The 15946-nt window shown below is 54.8% G+C and carries 11 protein-coding genes; 4 read left to right on the plus strand and 7 right to left on the minus strand.

Annotated elements, in window-relative coordinates; all coding sequences use genetic code 11:
• Positions 1-692 precede the first annotated feature (692 nt).
• Both ACR0DL_RS10955 and ACR0DL_RS10960 read left to right on the plus strand, forming a co-directional pair.
• Complete coding sequence (locus tag ACR0DL_RS10955; protein ID WP_480689100.1) at positions 693-1676, plus strand: glycosyltransferase family 2 protein; 984 nt, start codon at positions 693-695, stop codon at positions 1674-1676.
• Complete coding sequence (locus tag ACR0DL_RS10960; protein ID WP_480689102.1) at positions 1673-3724, plus strand: hypothetical protein; 2052 nt, start codon at positions 1673-1675, stop codon at positions 3722-3724. Before ACR0DL_RS10955 ends, ACR0DL_RS10960 begins: the two co-directional genes overlap by 4 nt.
• A gap of 50 nt (positions 3725-3774) precedes the next feature.
• On the opposite strand, the gene ACR0DL_RS10965 is transcribed toward ACR0DL_RS10960, so the two are convergent.
• The 5 genes from ACR0DL_RS10965 to rfbF are packed head-to-tail and all read right to left on the minus strand — an operon-like array spanning position 3775 to position 8120.
• The gene (locus ACR0DL_RS10965) at positions 3775-4176 is read right to left on the minus strand and encodes a GtrA family protein (protein ID WP_480689104.1); all 402 of its coding nucleotides are present in this window, start codon (positions 4174-4176) and stop codon (positions 3775-3777) included.
• Positions 4173-5051, minus strand: coding sequence for an NAD-dependent epimerase/dehydratase family protein (locus ACR0DL_RS10970; RefSeq protein WP_480689106.1), 879 nt, complete (start codon positions 5049-5051; stop codon positions 4173-4175). Before ACR0DL_RS10970 ends, ACR0DL_RS10965 begins: the two co-directional genes overlap by 4 nt.
• The gene (locus tag ACR0DL_RS10975) at positions 5051-6283 is read right to left on the minus strand and encodes a methyltransferase domain-containing protein (protein ID WP_480689108.1); all 1233 of its coding nucleotides are present in this window, start codon (positions 6281-6283) and stop codon (positions 5051-5053) included. The genes ACR0DL_RS10970 and ACR0DL_RS10975 overlap by 1 nt, the downstream gene beginning before the upstream one ends.
• On the minus strand, positions 6280-7350 hold the full coding sequence (locus ACR0DL_RS10980) for an NAD-dependent epimerase/dehydratase family protein (protein ID WP_480689110.1): 1071 nt from the start codon (positions 7348-7350) through the stop codon (positions 6280-6282). Before ACR0DL_RS10980 ends, ACR0DL_RS10975 begins: the two co-directional genes overlap by 4 nt.
• Positions 7347-8120: a glucose-1-phosphate cytidylyltransferase gene (rfbF, locus tag ACR0DL_RS10985; protein ID WP_480689112.1), complete on the minus strand. Its 774-nt coding sequence runs from the start codon at positions 8118-8120 to the stop codon at positions 7347-7349. The genes ACR0DL_RS10980 and rfbF overlap by 4 nt, the downstream gene beginning before the upstream one ends.
• Positions 8121-8806: 686 nt before the next feature.
• Here rfbF and ACR0DL_RS10990 point away from each other — a divergent pair.
• Positions 8807-10300: an NAD(P)/FAD-dependent oxidoreductase gene (locus tag ACR0DL_RS10990; protein ID WP_480689114.1), complete on the plus strand. Its 1494-nt coding sequence runs from the start codon at positions 8807-8809 to the stop codon at positions 10298-10300.
• Positions 10301-10402: 102 nt separating this feature from the next.
• Positions 10403-12346, plus strand: coding sequence for a hypothetical protein (locus tag ACR0DL_RS10995; protein ID WP_480689116.1), 1944 nt, complete (start codon positions 10403-10405; stop codon positions 12344-12346).
• A 53-nt stretch (positions 12347-12399) separates the two neighbouring features.
• Here the strand turns inward: ACR0DL_RS10995 and ACR0DL_RS11000 are convergent, their stop codons facing one another.
• Together ACR0DL_RS11000 and ACR0DL_RS11005 are read right to left on the minus strand one after the other, a co-directional pair.
• Positions 12400-14517 carry a hypothetical protein gene (locus ACR0DL_RS11000; protein ID WP_480689118.1) on the minus strand — a complete coding sequence of 706 codons (2118 nt, stop codon included), beginning with the start codon at positions 14515-14517 and terminating at the stop codon, positions 12400-12402.
• The gene (locus ACR0DL_RS11005; RefSeq protein WP_480689120.1) at positions 14514-15857 is read right to left on the minus strand and encodes a glycosyltransferase family 87 protein; all 1344 of its coding nucleotides are present in this window, start codon (positions 15855-15857) and stop codon (positions 14514-14516) included. Before ACR0DL_RS11005 ends, ACR0DL_RS11000 begins: the two co-directional genes overlap by 4 nt.
• Positions 15858-15946 lie beyond the last annotated feature (89 nt).

Here is a 15946-nt window from a genome sequence, read left to right on the forward strand (position 1 = left end):
GACCCAAATATGATAACTCAATTGGCTTATCTTGAATAGCATTCAAGCTGCTGAAATTGTGCTATAATGCGCCGATTTTGGCAGTATTGAACAGTAAGGGTTGATAGGATTTCATTGAGAACCCTGCAATTTCGGATGATCCCTGGAAACATTGAAACCACGTCGATCACGAATACGGTGCAACTAAGATCAGGCCCTGATTTCCGGTCAGTTGCGGCTTGACGTTGAAGGCGCTTCTGCGGCGAAATTGAACTCCAATTCGGTCTCGTGAACTGTCTGTCTCGGTGCCAGTTCAAGAACACCACTGATGGCATGGTCTTCGCAGTCTTCTAGGGGCGCGGAGGCATCGTCCGTCAGTACGCTTACACCAAAGAGCGGTTTTGGCGGCGATTATCACTTAGTCGAGCGCCAGTGTGACAGCGCACATCACCCGAAATTCAGACACGCAGAACCTCTGAGTGTATAGTTCGCATGTGACCATTAGTTGGAACAAAATTGATGCAGGTTTCCTGGATAAGTCCGCACTCGGGTCCAGGGAAATGGATTTAGGTCTGTGGCGCTAAACACACTGCATTTTAAAACATTTCTGCGGATTGCCTGTTGCGCGAATCTGCAAGGGCGCGGGATGATATAAGTGTGACCGAACCGGCGGTGGGTAACCGGAGATTGTAGTTGTTAAGCAAAGATATGATATGAAAACTATTTCAATTGTCTCGCCGTGCTTTAACGAAGAAAGCAACGTTGCGGATTGCTACAAAACCGTCAAAGAGATTTTCGACAAGGATTTGCCTGGTTACAGGCGAGAACACATCTTCATCGACAATGCTTCAAGCGACAGAACCGTGGAAATTCTGCGGGAAATTGCTGAAAAAGATCAGGATGTGAAGGTCGTGGTGAATGCCCGCAATTTCGGGGTGTTCCGGTCGACGTTCAACGGGCTGCGTTACGCCAGCGGCGACGGTATCGTTGTCATGCTGCCGGTTGATTTGCAGGATCCGCCCGAAATGATCCCCGAATTTGTCGAGCTTTGGGAAAGCGGTTATGACGTGGTGGCCGGCGCGCGCAGCACCCGAGAGGAAGGGTTCCTCATGCGTAGCGCGCGTGGTATTTTTTACTCTATTGTCAACGGGTTGTCAGATGTATGGTTGGAACCTTCGGTGGGCGAGTTTCAACTGATTGACCGCAAGGTTTTGAAGGCGGTGCTGTCTCATAACGATCACTACCCTTATATCCGCGGCATCATCGCCAGCTGCGGCTTTCGCAGGATCATCCTTCCCTATGTCTGGAAGGCTCGGAAAAAAGGTTTGTCCAAACACAGCCTTATGGCCCTGACCGATCAGGCGTTGAATGCAATCTTCTCATTCACGCGGGCACCGATGCGGTTCTGTACGCTCAGCGGGCTGGTGATTGCGATCAGCTGTATCCTGTTTTCGATATTTTCCACGTTGCTCTATTTCGTCGACCCTGATCAGGCGCCGCGCGGGACCACGACCATTATCGTGGCGCTGTTTTTCCTTTCGGGCGTTCAGATGCTGTTTATCGGTATGCTCGGAGAATACATCACCTCAATACACAATCAGGTCAGAGGCGGACCTATTGTTACCGAGCAGGAACGTATCAACATCGAAGGCCCAGCCCGCGATCCAGCAATGCTCAAAGATGAGCATACGGCATGAGGGCTTGTCTGGTGCCGCTGCGATGGTGCGGTGTTGCTTTTGCCCTGTGGGCCTGCGCAGGGCCAGTCTGGGCCGAGGAGCCGACAGTTACGAATGCCACGCTGACCGAGATGCGTATCTGGTTTGCGGCGATGACTGCGGTAGCGGTGCTTGTGCTGGCTGTGTTTTGGTCTCGTGGGCAATTGCATTTTGGTCTTTTGGGGGGCGCGGTGCTATTGGGAAGCGCGGCCAGGCTGTGGCTGACGCAGCCGCTCTGGTTTCCAAGGCTTGAGATTTCGGCAGATCCGCCAGAAAATCTGATCATGCTGACGATACTGGCCGCACAGGCAGGCCTGACGTTTTTCGTCCTGATGCGTCCTGCCGGTCGGTCGGCAATACGCGGTCTTTTTGCACAGGCAGGGGGATTGCGCCTGGCCTTGCTAGTGGTTCTGATCGCGGCCTTCAGCATTTCCGCAACACCCTACATCAACTATGGCTACTATACCGCCTTTGGGCTGCAGATCGGCGTCGGAGGTGTATTATCTCTCGTCCAGATCGCCACGTTGGTTGCGATTTTTACCGTCTCTGGTCCTGATCATACCCCGCGCCTTCCTGTATCTGGTCTTGCCATCTTTGCAACTTTGGCCAGTGCTACCCTCGCCTGGACGGCCTTTGATCGCGTGCCGCATGTGGAAGATGAGCTGTGCTATCTTTTCCAGGCCCGTATCTTTGCCAGCGGCGCTTTATGGAGCCCGGCACCACCCGAGGCCGCCCAACCAGCACTGGACTACTTTCTGCTCGATATTCGTGACGATCGGTGGCTTTCTGTCTTTGCGCCGGGCTGGTCGGCAGTCCTGTCCCTCGGGGTGCTTATTGGGGCGCCCTGGCTGGTCAACCCGCTGCTGACCGGGGCTTCGGTTTGGCTGACCCATGACATCCTGCGGCGTACGGTCAGCCAAGAACGTGCTGATCTGGTTGCCCTGCTGATGGCAACGTCTCCGTGGGTTCTGGCGGTTGGTGCTTCATTGATGGCGCATTCGGCAACGGTCTTCATGGTGCTTGTTGGCCTGTGGTGTCTGCTTCGGGCAGGTTCGGGATCGACATTGCGGGACATTGCACTGGCGTTTTTCGCCGGGTTGGCCCTGGGTTGGGTGTTTGTGATCCGGCCGCTGGATGGAGTTATCGTGGGTGGATTGGCGGGCTTGTGGTTACTTCGTCGTCTTCCCACCGGGGGTGGGCAGGTTGCAACCTATACGGCGGGCGGGGTTCTGTCTGGGTCGGCCTTTTTGTTGTTCAACTACGCCTTTACAGAACAGTTTTTGCTGACGCCGCAAGCCGACTATTTTGTCCGCATCTGGGGTGACACCGGCAACGCCTTTGGGTTCGGCCCAACCGTCGGCCCACCCGAGAAAAACTTTGGTGCGCTTGATATGTGGCCCGGTCACAGCCCGCTGGAGGGGCTGGTGAACATGTTGCACGGGTTTTCGGCGCTCAACATGGAACTTCTTGGCTGGGTTTTTGGCTCACTCATCCCGGTTTGGGTTGCCTTGCTCTGGCGCAACAGCTTGACAAAGTTCGATTGGGCGATTCTTTTGGCTTTCTTGACCATTATCGGCGCGCTGTTCTTTTACTGGTTTATCGGTGGGTTCTATATCGGCCCGCGTTACTGGTACACTGCGGCGCTGCCCGCGCTGGTTCTGGCCGCCGCCGGAATTGAAGAGATCAACCGCCGCCTGCCCGAAAGGCACCGAGGCCGCCTGGGCAACGTTGTCTTGTTGTTGTGTGTGGTTTCAGTTGTCAGTTTTATGTCATGGCGCGGGGTTTCGAAATATCAGAACTATGGCAACTATTCCGGCGACATAAGGCGGATGGCACAGGCCGAAGATATTGGAAATGCGCTGGTATTTGTGTCCGCACACCATAATATCGGGTCTGCGCTTTACCTCAACGATCCATTCCTGCCATTGGATAAACCGATATTCCTACGCGATCTGGGGGCCGAGCAGAACGCGGCTGTGATCGAAGCCTTCCCCGGGCGCGAAGTTGTCTATCTCGGGGGTACCAACTAGGCTCAGGTGCATTCGCCGAGCGCTGCGAAATTTGACACAAGGCCGACGTGTCAGATTTTCTGTTGCCAGGGAAAGCGATCGGTCAGCGCCCGGGAAATGGCGATGAATGCCAGGATGGCCGCAGGCAGCACGATCAGTCCCTGAGCAATGATCGGTTGCAACCCAAGTGACAACAGGCCTTCCAACGAAAATGCATTGAAAGCGTAAACCATCACATAGGACAGAATATAGTGAGGCAATCGATTCAGGCCCTTAGAGTCGAATACAAGCCGAGCATGGGTAATGAAGTTCCATAGAACCCCAACAGAAAATGAGATTACCAGCGCGATCTGCGGCGGCAGGCCGGACAGGCTGAGGATGGCAAAAAGTATATAGCCGAACGCGGTGTTCAATATTCCGACCAACACAAAGCGCATGAAGGAATTTCGTCGGGGGGCAAGCAATTTTTTCACAATGCACTCCCTTCGGCGCGCAGAATATCTGCCACCCCCGAATTCAAGTTATGCTGCGGTATAAAACCGACCTTGTTGCGCAACCGGGTCACGTCCGCCTCCAACAGGTCCGGATCGTCCGGGGCTCGCGCAATTGCGCCCAATTGGACCAGATCGGTGTGATGCATCTGGGTTGCGACCTCTGCAATCAGGTCCCGCACCGCGATTGCGGTGCCGCTGGCAACATTGACCGCACCGACCTCATCGGTGTCTAACAGGCGCGACAACGCGCGGGCCAGATCGTCGACATGCAGAAAGTCACGCTTTTGCAGCCCATCGGTACACTTCACTGGCTGACCCGCACGAAGGTTTGAAATCAGATCCCCAAGCAGCCGCCCTGGCGGCTCGCCCGGCCCGTAAACGAAAAAGATGCGGGCCCAGGCCAGCGAAAGGCCAAGCGCGTCTTGCCCTTTGCACAACGCCAGACTGGTCCCGGCCTTGGCCGCCCCGTAAAGCGTGCGGGGTCGCAAGGGGCTTGTTTCTGTCAGGGTCGCCTCAGACCAGTCATATTCGGCACAGCTTCCTGCGCAGACCGCGCGTTGGCCGCCTATGCGTGCAAATTCCTGCACCAGATGCAACGTGGCCGCCATCCAATTCAGATTGGCCGAAGAAACCCAGCGATCGCGCGGCCCGTCATGCCATGCCAGATGAACCAGATGGCTGGCTCGGGCTGTTTCAAGGGCTGTTGTTGTGGCGATGGGGTTAAGCAGATTGCAGATGATGTCGCTGCCCGGGTTCCGGCCCAGTGTCACGACTTCATGGCCTGCCCCTACCAAAGCCGATGCTGTCGCACGGCCGATCAAACCGGTTGCTCCGGTCAGCAGAACCCGTGCCATCAGCTGATCCTGACCTCTGGCACGGCCGTTGCGAACCGGGTGCCGCAGGCCTTGAGATCGGCCAACTGATCGATGACTTCGTCCCGGATGTTCCAGGGCAGGATCAAAACATAATTGGGTGGTGTCTCGCGCAGCGCCTCGACCCCGTGTACAGGAATGTGGCTGCCGGGCAAAAGCGTGTTCTGCTTGGCCGGGTTGCGATCCACACAATATGAAATCAGGTCGGGCCCGATTTCGGCATAGTTCAGCAATGTATTGCCTTTGGCAGCCGCCCCATACGCGGCGATGGTATCACCGCGGGCCGCGACCTCGCGCAGGAAGGCAAGCAGCCCGTCGCGCACCGCCTCAACCTGGCCGGTAAAGTTCATATAGCCTTCGGGGCGGTCGAACTGCGCCGCCGCCTCATCGGCGCGGACCTTGGCAAGGCCAGGTCCTTCAGGGTGGTTGGCCCCTTCAAGACAGGCAAATACCCGCAACGAGCCGCCATGGGTGGGCAGTTCCTCGACATCGAACACGCGCAGACCGGCTTTGGCGAAAATCTTCTCGACCGCCAACAGCGACAAATAGGAATAATGTTCGTGATAGATCGTGTCGAACTGCACTTCGTTGATCAGGTTTAGAAGATGCGGAAATTCGACCGTATAAACCGCCTCACCGGTTAGCAAAGTGGCAATTCCGGCGACGAAATCATTGATATCGGGCACATGGGCCAGAACATTGGCCGAGGCGATCAGCGACGGCGGTTTCTCGGCTGCAGCGACCTTCTGGGCCAGTGTTTCGCCGAAATAATCGACCAATGTGCGCACGCCTTTCTGTTCGGCGGCGGCTGCCACGCTGCCCGAAGGTTCGATGCCCAGCACCGGAATGCCCTTTTCGACAAAATACTGCAGCAGGTACCCGTCATTCGAGGCGATTTCGATCACCAGATCATCCGCTCCAATGTGAAAGCGGTCGACCATTTTGTTGACATAAGATTTGGCATGGGCCAACCAACTGTCTGAATAGCTAGAGAAATACGCGTAATCACCATTGAATATCTCGTCAGCGGGCACCGCATCTTCAACCTGCACAAGATAGCAATCGTTGCAAACCCAGGCATGCAGCGGGTAACGCGGGCAGGCCGTGTTCGCGCGTTCGGGCGGAACATAGGAATTGGCCAGTGGCGACAGCCCGAGATCGACCAGTGTTTGGCTCAGCGGTGCGCCGCAGTGTCTGCAAGCAGGTTGTGTCATTGCGGCATCCTCCAGCGCAGATCCTCGCTCAGCACGCCATTGCGAATATGTTCTTCCAGCGCTTTCAGTCGCATCAGCGGTGAGGACCTGAAATCGGGGTCTTTGAAATGGATCTCATTCAGCAAATGCAGCAGATCAGCGATTGTATCCGCAAGCGTTTGGGCGGGCTGATGTTCAGGCGCCAGTTGCTTATACAGCGAAAAATCGACCTTATATGAACGGTTGTCAGGGGCAGCATCGGGATTGATCGAATAGCTGGCGCCCGGCACCGCTTCAGCCACGGCCTGCGCCAGATCGCGGATCTGATAATTCCACGCATCCGATCCCGCATTGACCGCCACCCATTGGCCCCCGGCATCTTCGGTCCGGGTGATTGCCCATTCGATGGCTCGAGCCATGTCGCGCACGTCGATGAGCGGCCGCCATGGGCTGCCATCACTCAGCACAGTGATCTTGCCAGCGGTGACAGCGCAGGCGGCAAAATCGTTCAATACCAAATCAAGCCGCAACCGGGGCGACGGCCCGCAAGCGGTGGCAAAGCGCAGCGCAGTGCGCAGCATTCCCGGCGTGTTCATGGCCTCTAGCGCCCGTTCGGTTCCGATTTTACTGCGGGCATAGGCGGTTAGTGGATTCAATGGCGCATCCTCTGACCGCGCATCCCCCTCGGCAAATCCATAAACGGAGCAGCTGGAGGCAAAGACAAACCGCGACACCCCGGCTTCGGCAGCCAGATGTGCGGCCTGTACAATAGCGTCCTGATTGATTTCCGTGGTGACGGTTTCAAACCGCGCACCCATCGGGTCATTTGAAACCGCCGCCAACGCAACAACTGCGTCGGCCCCTTGGAACAACGAGGAATCGATGTCGCGGATATCAGCAATGATCTGTTGGTTCAAAAACCGTTCGGGCCATGCATTATGTGTGGTCAACCGGTCCGAGAAAAACCCGGGATCGACCCCGATCAGGTTGGCGTTGGGCCAGGATTTCCGCAAAGTGGCAGCAACAATCGGACCGATATAGCCAAGATTGCCCAGCAGGATGATTTTCGGAGAAGACCTCAGATTCATTCCCAGACCTTCCATGGGGCGTTGTTTTCCTGCCAACGCTCTTCAAGCTGGCGGCGATCGCGGAGTGTATCCATCGGTTGCCAGAACCCTCTGTGGCGGAACGCCATCAGATCACCGTCTGCAGCCAAGGACTCAAGCGGGGCGCGCTCCCAAATCTCACTATCTCCATGCAGCAATTCACCGACCGATGGATTCAATACGAAGAACCCGCCGTTGATAAACCCGCCATCGCCCCCCGGCTTTTCGGCGAAACGGTCGATCCGATCGCCGTCCAGTTCCAATGCCCCAAAGCGTCCCGGTGGGACCACCGCAGTCAGCGTTGCGCGTCTGCCGTGGTTTTTGTGGAACGCGATCAGTGCGCTAATATCGACATTTCCGACCCCGTCCCCGTAGGTCATGCAAAAGGCCTCTTCATCCTTGAGCAGATGCATGACCCGGCGAAGCCGCCCGCCGGTCTGGCTGTCCTGACCGGTATTGACCAGCGTCACGCGCCAGGGTTCCGATTTGCTGTTCGCGATTTCAAGGCCGCCATTGGCCAGATCAATGGTGACGTCCGAACTGTGCAGAAAGAAATTCGCAAAGTATTCCTTGATCACATAACCCTTGTAGCCAAGACAGACGATGAAATCCGTGACCCCGTGGGCAGCGTAGATCTTCATGATATGCCAGATGATCGGTTTGTCTCCGATCTCGACCATGGGTTTTGGTATCCTGACGGTCTCTTCGCTGAGCCTTGTTCCGAAACCACCAGCCAGAATAACGCACTTCATAAAATTGCTCCCTCTCCAATAAGGGGTCAGCCATCAATCGTTAACTACGAAGGTCAGCCAGCGACGACCTTGTTCTCAATAAACACCTACATGCAGTAGGCGGGAGCACCTTGCCCGTGTCAAGATTCAGTGGATAGTCAGGTTCGGCACTTGGCCATCGCAGCACAACTGACCCTCAAAAGCACACAATGAAGGAAAATGGGGTGTATTGTTGATTCGGAATTTTGGACGGAAGCGAAGTTGCGACAACACCACTCTTGTCCTTTTCTTCGCTCGGGCTGTTCTTTTGATGCCGTAGGATGGCGCGCTTAGTTGCGACCAGACCTAAAGTTTTTCCCAGCACAGGCGAAAGAAATTCATGTGCCGATCAAGGCCTGACGAAATAGTTCATGTAACTCAACCTGTTGGATGGTGGCGTCGAAACTTTTTTGCGACGTCCATTCCGACATCGGGCAGCAATTTTCCAAGAGGTCTGCTGTTAATGCACGCGATCTGGCGCAGTGCCTGCCTGTGAGATCGGCAGCCCAAAGTCATGGCAGCACAGATTGCATTTTGCCGGATACGGATTGGGTCCGTGAAAAGCCTGGGCATATTATTTGGGCCGGTCATTAGGAATTTGTTATGAAATGGTGATAACCTCTAGTAGTTTGTAGTCAGTTTTTTTCGAGTATACGGGTGTTAGTCATTTGCAAAAAGATACCGTTCCTGTCGTAATTATCGGTGGCGGGCCTGCCGGGTTGACTGCAGCCCACGAGCTTCAGAAACTTAGTGACACGCATGTTCCACAGGTCTTTGAGGCCTCGGACATGGTTGGCGGCATTTCGCGCACTGAAACTTTCAATGGTTACCGTTTTGATATCGGAGGGCACCGGTTTTTTACCAAGGTGCGCGAGGTCGAAGATATGTGGCACGAGGTGATGGGAGATGATTTCATCACCGTGCAACGCCTGAGCCGCATTTTCTATCGCGGCAAGTTTTATGATTACCCGCTGCGTATCTTCAACGCCCTTGGCAATATAGGCCCCTATGAGACCTATAAAATCATCGGCAGCTTCGTGAAATGGAAAATCCGGCCTAAAAAACAAGAAGATACCTTTGAAGAATGGGTCATCAACCGCTTTGGCGGGCGGTTATATTTACATTTCTTCCACAGCTACACCAAAAAGGTCTGGGGAATTCCGCCGTCAGAAATTCGGGCGGACTGGGCTGCACAGCGGATCAAGAACCTGTCTTTGCCCAAGGCAGTCTGGAATGCGATTTCCGGTGCTAATGACACCGCCAGCTTGATTGAAGAGTTTCAGTATCCCCGCCTTGGCCCCGGTATGATGTGGGAAAAAACCCGCGATCTGATCCGGGAAAGGGGCGGCAGTGTTGAGACACATTCCGAAGTGGTGCAGGTCAATCGCGACGGCAACCGCGTGACTTCGATTGATGTGCGTCATTGGGACGAAAACGGCGACAAAACGACCGAACGGGTAGAGGGCAAAGAGTTTATCAACTCGATGGCCGTGCGCGATCTGATCCATGCATTTGATCCGCCGCCGCCGCCAGAGGTTGTCGAGGCCGCCGATCGCCTGAGATACCGCGATTTCCTGATTGTGACTTTGATGCTCGATCACGCCGATCCTTTCCCGGACAACTGGATCTACATCCATAGTCCCAAGGTAAAGGTCGGGCGCATCCAGAATTTCCGCGCCTGGTCCAAGGAAATGCTGCCCAACCAGGACACTTCGTCCATCGGAATGGAGTATTTCTGCCAGAAGGGTGACGGGCTGTGGTCGTCCTCAGACGCGGACCTCAAAGAATTGGCCGGTCAGGAACTGGAACAGTTGGGTTTGGCCAAGGCAAGCGATGTCGTCGATTTTACAGTGATCCGGCAACCCAAGGCCTATCCGGTTTATGATGGCGACTACAAAGAAGCGCTCGATATTGTCAGTGATTGGCTGAAGACGTTTGAGAATTTTCAGACCGTCGGCCGCAACGGCCTGCATCGTTACAACAATCAGGACCATTCGATGTTGTCCGCCATGTATGCCGCGCGCAATATTTTGGGCGAGGAAAACGACGTTTGGGATGTTAATGTCGAACGGTCCTACCACGAAGAATTCGAGGCAAAGCCTCGAAAAAAAAGGTCTGAAACCGCGTTTGAGAAAGGAAACCGTACTCGAATGAGCGGATAAGCTTTGAGCCCGCCTGATTGTACAGGAGCTTTTGGGCGAACAGCTTTTTGAGTTCGAATTGACAGGTTGACCAGAACCGTGAAGCAATTTCGATATTTAATCTTGCTGGCAATTCTGGTCAGTATTGTTCTGGCCGGGCAGGGTATCGCCCCTCAGATTGCGGCAAAAGCTGCGCTGGCGGAAGGAGCCTCCCCCTATTTCATCGCAGAAGATGCGCTGTTCCTGTATGTTTGGGTGCCGTTGGTGGCGCTGTCGGCGTCGGCCCTTCTGATTGCACCGGGCCTGCTTTTGGCTTTGGGTATTGCGGCGCCAGACGAACGTTTCGAGTTTTGGTTGTTAAAAGGATTTACGTTCTCTCTTTTCGGCGTGTCCACAATAGCGGCGGCGGTACAGGCCATCAGCGGTCTGTCAGTGATGGGGCCAACATTTATCCTGCTGATTTTGCTGCTGTGCTTGCCCGGGCTCGTTTTGATATCGCGCAGGCCGGAACCAAAAATCTTTAAAGGCAGGGACTGGGATATTGCCGGTATGATCCTGCTGCCTTTGCTGGTTCTGCTCGTGCTGGCACCAAAATTTTATTGGGAAGCGATGAATGATGACGGCGCGCACGGCTTTCTGAGCGCAGCTTTATTTATAACCCGTGGCGTGCCCTTCTGGCCTCCGGAAATCGGTCCGTTGGGTAGTTACCCAACGCCGAAGATGATGAACGAAGTGATCTTGCAAACCGGGTTCATGCGGCTACTTGGCCCGTCCGAAGCTATTATCCGATTTGCGTACCTGCCAGGCATCTCAATCGTATACGGGGTGATGTTGGCTTTTGTCCGTTCTTCCCACTACGGCACAGATGTGTGGTCTGTTTTCGGGTTGGGTGCAGCCCTGCTTTTGTTCTCTTTCGTGATGGCGTTCAATCCAACCTACAATCCGTATTTCGCCGATATTGCCATGCCAATGATGCGGGAACCTTTGATCCTTCTGGGGGTGTTGGGTTTCATACTGTTCTTCTTGGAAGCCAAATTTGGCTGGATGGCGGTTGTTTCGACACTCGCGTTATTCACGGCACCGAACGGTATTCTGCTGATTGGTTTCTTTCTTATTGCATACCTTATTGTTGAGCGATTTCAGCCGATCCGTCGGGTGTTTTTGGCTGGGCTGATTGCCGTTGGCGTTGTCGCGCTGAGTTCCCTGATGGGGTTTGCGCTGGAAAAGGCCGGATTAACCGGGTCCTCCGATGAATTTAGCTCGGGGGCTATTTTACGCCGGCTGCGATTTGTCACGATTTTTGATACGCAGCGCTTTTTGTTCTGGCTGCTACCTTGTGGGATTTTGCCGGGACTGGCGCTGTTGGCGTGGCGCTGGCAGGATACGCTGTCCAGAGCGCTGACATTGACAACCGTTGTGTATGTTTTGTTCTTTTATGTTCAAGCTTATCGCATTCTACCGCATCACTTTGCCCCCGCCACCTTGCTGCCATTGATCGTTTTTTGGCGATTGCGACCGGTTCAGGCCGCTCCGGCCCCTGCTTTCGCTATGGCGTTGGTCGGGCTGGCCTTCGGAGCCTGGAGCAGCTGGCCCGAGACAATGCGCCCATTCACTGTGACACGGGATCTGGGCCATCGCATCGCCATTGAAACCGAGGCGGATCCTTTTTTCGACCTGGAGGAAATCCGAATCGTGTCAGCTCTGATCAGAGACGCCTTTCCTCCAGCCTGGTCAGAGGAAAAATTGCAGGATCAATATGTGGCGGGCGTTATATCGGTCTACGTGCATGCGCGGATGTCTGCTCCGGCGGATGTCAGAGCTGACTATTTCGTCCGAATGGCCTCGGAACCTTTGGGTGCCAATGAAACTCAACTGGGCGAGGCCGTAGAGGGCAGGATTTTAGTGACGGACCGCCTGTCTGTTTATGAAAAGGATTTCCACAATACGGATGCCCCGATCAGTATTGCGCCTGCCTATCACGTGCCATTCGACCGAATCTTTGGGCGCGAAGCGCCAGGCGCGCCACGTCAAGTTTGGGACCTCGCAAAAATAGCTGGCCTCAGATAGCCACAAACCTTGGGTGATGGGCCCTCAAAAAGCCCGCCCGCCCGAGTTTGCGCTTATTTCCGATAAAATGTTTCTTGGTGTTCGTCGTAGTAAAGCACGGCGCGTCCCGGAAAGGCCTTGATCACGGCGTCATTCACTGTGTCCCCCAGGTCCTTTGCAAAAACTGGTTCGTCCAAAGGAAACCACGGATCATTGAAGAACTGAGCCGAAGCGGGCTGGCCTTTGGGAGTGATAAAGACAAGCGGTTGGGCAGTGCCTTCCGTTTCGGGCAGAACCAGATAGCGATAGTGGTCGTTATAAGCGCGGTGGTCGTGATACCTTGTGACACCCCGGTAAGACAGAAAGACCGTCACAGAAAACAGGCACAAAACAAGAAGAACGACGTTTAGTTTGCCCGGCGCGGATGCAAGGCCAACGGATTTCAGTCGGTTGCCGGATTCCAGAATCCCTCTGGCGCTAAAAAATGCCAAAGGAATGATCATCATGAACCAATATCGGGGGCCGACATAGAAAATGGAGACAAACCAATACAGGGTGTGCGCAGCAGCAACCACGAAAATGATCGCAAGCATCATCCGATCTGTTTCATTAGTGCGTCCATAGATCAGCAACACCCAGACAAATACAAGCGAACCGACACCCCAGCCCATGAAATCAGTATGAAGCGCGCTGATGGTGGTTAGCGTGTTAATGAGCCCCTCAAACAACGAATGCTCATGCGGTCGCAGTTCCATGTCGCCCCAACCTTCTGGGGAGCCGATATTTTGACCAAACCCAAAGGCGTTAGACCCGTCAATCCAGGTCCGATGATAATAGTCCGACAATGTTGTCAGCAGCGGGTCGCCGGTGAAGTAGTAGTTGTAGAAAAAGATCAGGCTTCCGGTTGCCACACATCCCGCGCTGTAGCTGAGTACAGTCAGGGGATGGCGCAAGACACCCCCGCGCCATAACAGAAACAAGCCCGTTAGAACTCCAAGCAACAGTCCATCGAGATTGCGGGTCAGGAACAACCATCCCAGCGCCAAGCCGGCAACGAAGACCGACAATATAGCCCCTTTCAATCCGCCTTCTTCGGCGCGCAGGATCAGAAGCCACGCCAGTAAAAGCAGAAACAGCGCGAATGTATGGGCCATCAAGGTCGCCGACATCGCGATGAACCAAGGGGAGGTCGCCAGGATCAGGGTGCTGATGCTGGCGGTGCGCATGTTTGTTAACCTTTGCATCACGCCTTGCGCCAGAAAGATGGAAGCGGTGCCCAGGATCGGATTCACCAGCCAGGGCGCCCCGAAAAGAACTCCCACTGCCAAAAACGCAGGCCAGCCAGGCGTGAAGACCGATATCCACCGCCCTTTATGGTGATCAAGCAGATAGTGTTCGAAGGCCTCTCGGGGGCCTTCCGGCATAGCGGGCACATACAGGGCGCCACTCGCATAGGTCTTGGCCTGAAACATATAGGCAAGCTCATCCTGAACATGCGGCACCCGTTCAAAGGCCAACCATTCCAGCACCAATGTCGCAATCAGAAAAACAGTGGCCATGCAGCCTGCCCATCGCCAGCCCGCGGGCAGAGTAACCCCTCTGGGCAAGGTGGCAGCCAATGCGATCACCGTCACCAGGTTGATGACCACAAGGATCAGCCCCGCCGCAAGCTGAATGAAATAGACGTCGATTTCGTTTTGGCGAAGATGGTCGAGGATCGGTATGGTGAACGCACCGCTGAGCAAAAGGAACAGAGCAGTGCGTTTTACGCCCAAATCGCTGATAACCTGAGAGAGTTTGCTGTCACTAGAATTTCTAAACAACACAAAAGCCGAAAGGGCGCCCTGTCCGAAAATTATGGCATACATCGCCATTTCGATGGTCGTTCTGGGCGGGAGGCGTAGCGCCGGGTACCAAAGCGGTTGGGTCACATAAAGCTGCGATGCCCCGCCCACAAACAAAAGCAGCAGCATCAAACCCGATAGCGTCAGATCCCACAAAACAAAAACGGAAAAGAGGGTCAGCGCCAGCGCGACCATCAGCATCCACCATTGCGCCAGATCGCGGATGCCGGGCAAGGCACTCTGTACTGAAAAAACAAGTATCAGCACTGCGACCAGCCCGGCAAACCCAGCAAGCGCAATGCGCCACGGACGAGACGGCGCAGGCGATGATTTTAGAAAAACAGTCATGCGCGCGAAGACTGGTTTGAAGCGCTGGCCTTCTGTCTGTTCAGCTGCAGAACTGTATCAACGACCGCTATTAAAAACAGCAGGGCGCCAATGGTTGCCAAACGCGAGCTTGGAAAGATCTCGACCCCGTCCACATGGAAGGCCCAGATATCGACAAGGTTTTCCGATCGCCAGATCAGCATTGCGCCAAGCCCGGCGAACAGAGTGCTGACGATCCGCCCCCTGAACAGCAGCGTCAGCGGGGCGGCCAACAGCACAAAATCGTAAATATGCAGCGGCGCCAGCGCGACGATAGCTGCGCAGGCCAATCCGAAGTTCTGCCAGCTATGTTTGTTGGCGTCGCAGGCGCGCGTCAGCCGGGTAGGGCCATGACACAGCACCACAATGATCACGAGCGTGATGATCGTGGCCACAGAGCTACCGATATCACGATCCGTAACCTCCCAAATGATCAGCCGCAGACCCGTCATGGATTGTGGAAGGTTGGCAATTGTAAAACCGTCATAAGCGGCCAGATTTCGAAAGAAATCCAAAATGGTACTTGGAGCGACCAAAAGCGATGGCACTGTCAGCAGGGCGGAAAGAAGCACGGCCATCAAAACCACTTTCCGAGAGTGCGCATCAAACAACAGGTACAGGACCACAAATGGCGCTCCGATCTGCGGTTTGAGCAGTACCAGCGTTAATCCGACGGCTTCGAAAAAGAGGCGTCCGCCGACGCGGCTCCACAGCATAACGGCAATGCCAAGCCCTGCGATCAGAGTCGTCTGACCAACGGAAAACAGGATCGCGGTAGCTTCGAGGATCGCCAATAGAAAGAACACCACACTGAAAAGCGGGAAAAAAACCTGACCTCCCGTGAACTCGTCGATCATCTGGGCGCGCCTCGGAAATGCGGTGGTAAAGGCGCTGGTCAACATGCCGCAAGTTGCGATGACGATCACCAGACCGAAGATATTCCAGACGACACTCGCAGTGTTCAGATCCAGCGCCCCCAAAGGCGCGGCAAAAATCCACCAAGTCGGTGGGTAAGGCCACAGAACCGGGACATGTCCGACCTCAATATTTGCTTCGCCATGCGCCAAAAACGTCGGGCCGTAGGGGTTTGTGCCACCGTGCCACATGTCACCCGCCACCCAGATGAACCGGAAATCATACCCTGCGGGAAGGGCAGACAGTTGCGTGATCTTCAGCAGCAGATAAGCCAACGCCAAGGCACACATAAGCAGCGAAAGACAAAGAGTAGCGCGCCGTGCAATAACGGGGCTGATGAACAATCGTCGCGCATTGCCGTTCGGTGTTATTCGCGACGAAGCTGTTGCTCTGTCAATGTCGTCCATAAAAAACTGTCACCATTAAATCACTGTCGCCCGATATTAATTGCGATCAACCAGACAACAGGCCCATAAAACACAGGGCTATTCTAAAG

This window comes from Ruegeria sp. BB5 (assembly GCF_056539405.1).

What these genes read in the sequence shown, in the direction of transcription:
- ACR0DL_RS10980 (WP_480689110.1), bottom strand. Translation starts at nt 7,350, where the DNA reads ATGAATCTGAGGTCTTCTCCGAAAATCATCCTGCTGGGCAATCTTGGC.
- ACR0DL_RS10970 (WP_480689106.1), bottom strand. Translation starts at nt 5,051, where the DNA reads ATGGCACGGGTTCTGCTGACCGGAGCAACCGGTTTGATCGGCCGTGCG.
- ACR0DL_RS11005 (WP_480689120.1), bottom strand. Translation starts at nt 15,857, where the DNA reads ATGGACGACATTGACAGAGCAACAGCTTCGTCGCGAATAACACCGAAC.
- rfbF (WP_480689112.1), bottom strand. Translation starts at nt 8,120, where the DNA reads ATGAAGTGCGTTATTCTGGCTGGTGGTTTCGGAACAAGGCTCAGCGAA.
- ACR0DL_RS10960 (WP_480689102.1), top strand. Translation starts at nt 1,673, where the DNA reads ATGAGGGCTTGTCTGGTGCCGCTGCGATGGTGCGGTGTTGCTTTTGCC.
- ACR0DL_RS11000 (WP_480689118.1), bottom strand. Translation starts at nt 14,517, where the DNA reads ATGACTGTTTTTCTAAAATCATCGCCTGCGCCGTCTCGTCCGTGGCGC.
- ACR0DL_RS10975 (WP_480689108.1), bottom strand. Translation starts at nt 6,283, where the DNA reads ATGACACAACCTGCTTGCAGACACTGCGGCGCACCGCTGAGCCAAACA.
- ACR0DL_RS10955 (WP_480689100.1), top strand. Translation starts at nt 693, where the DNA reads ATGAAAACTATTTCAATTGTCTCGCCGTGCTTTAACGAAGAAAGCAAC.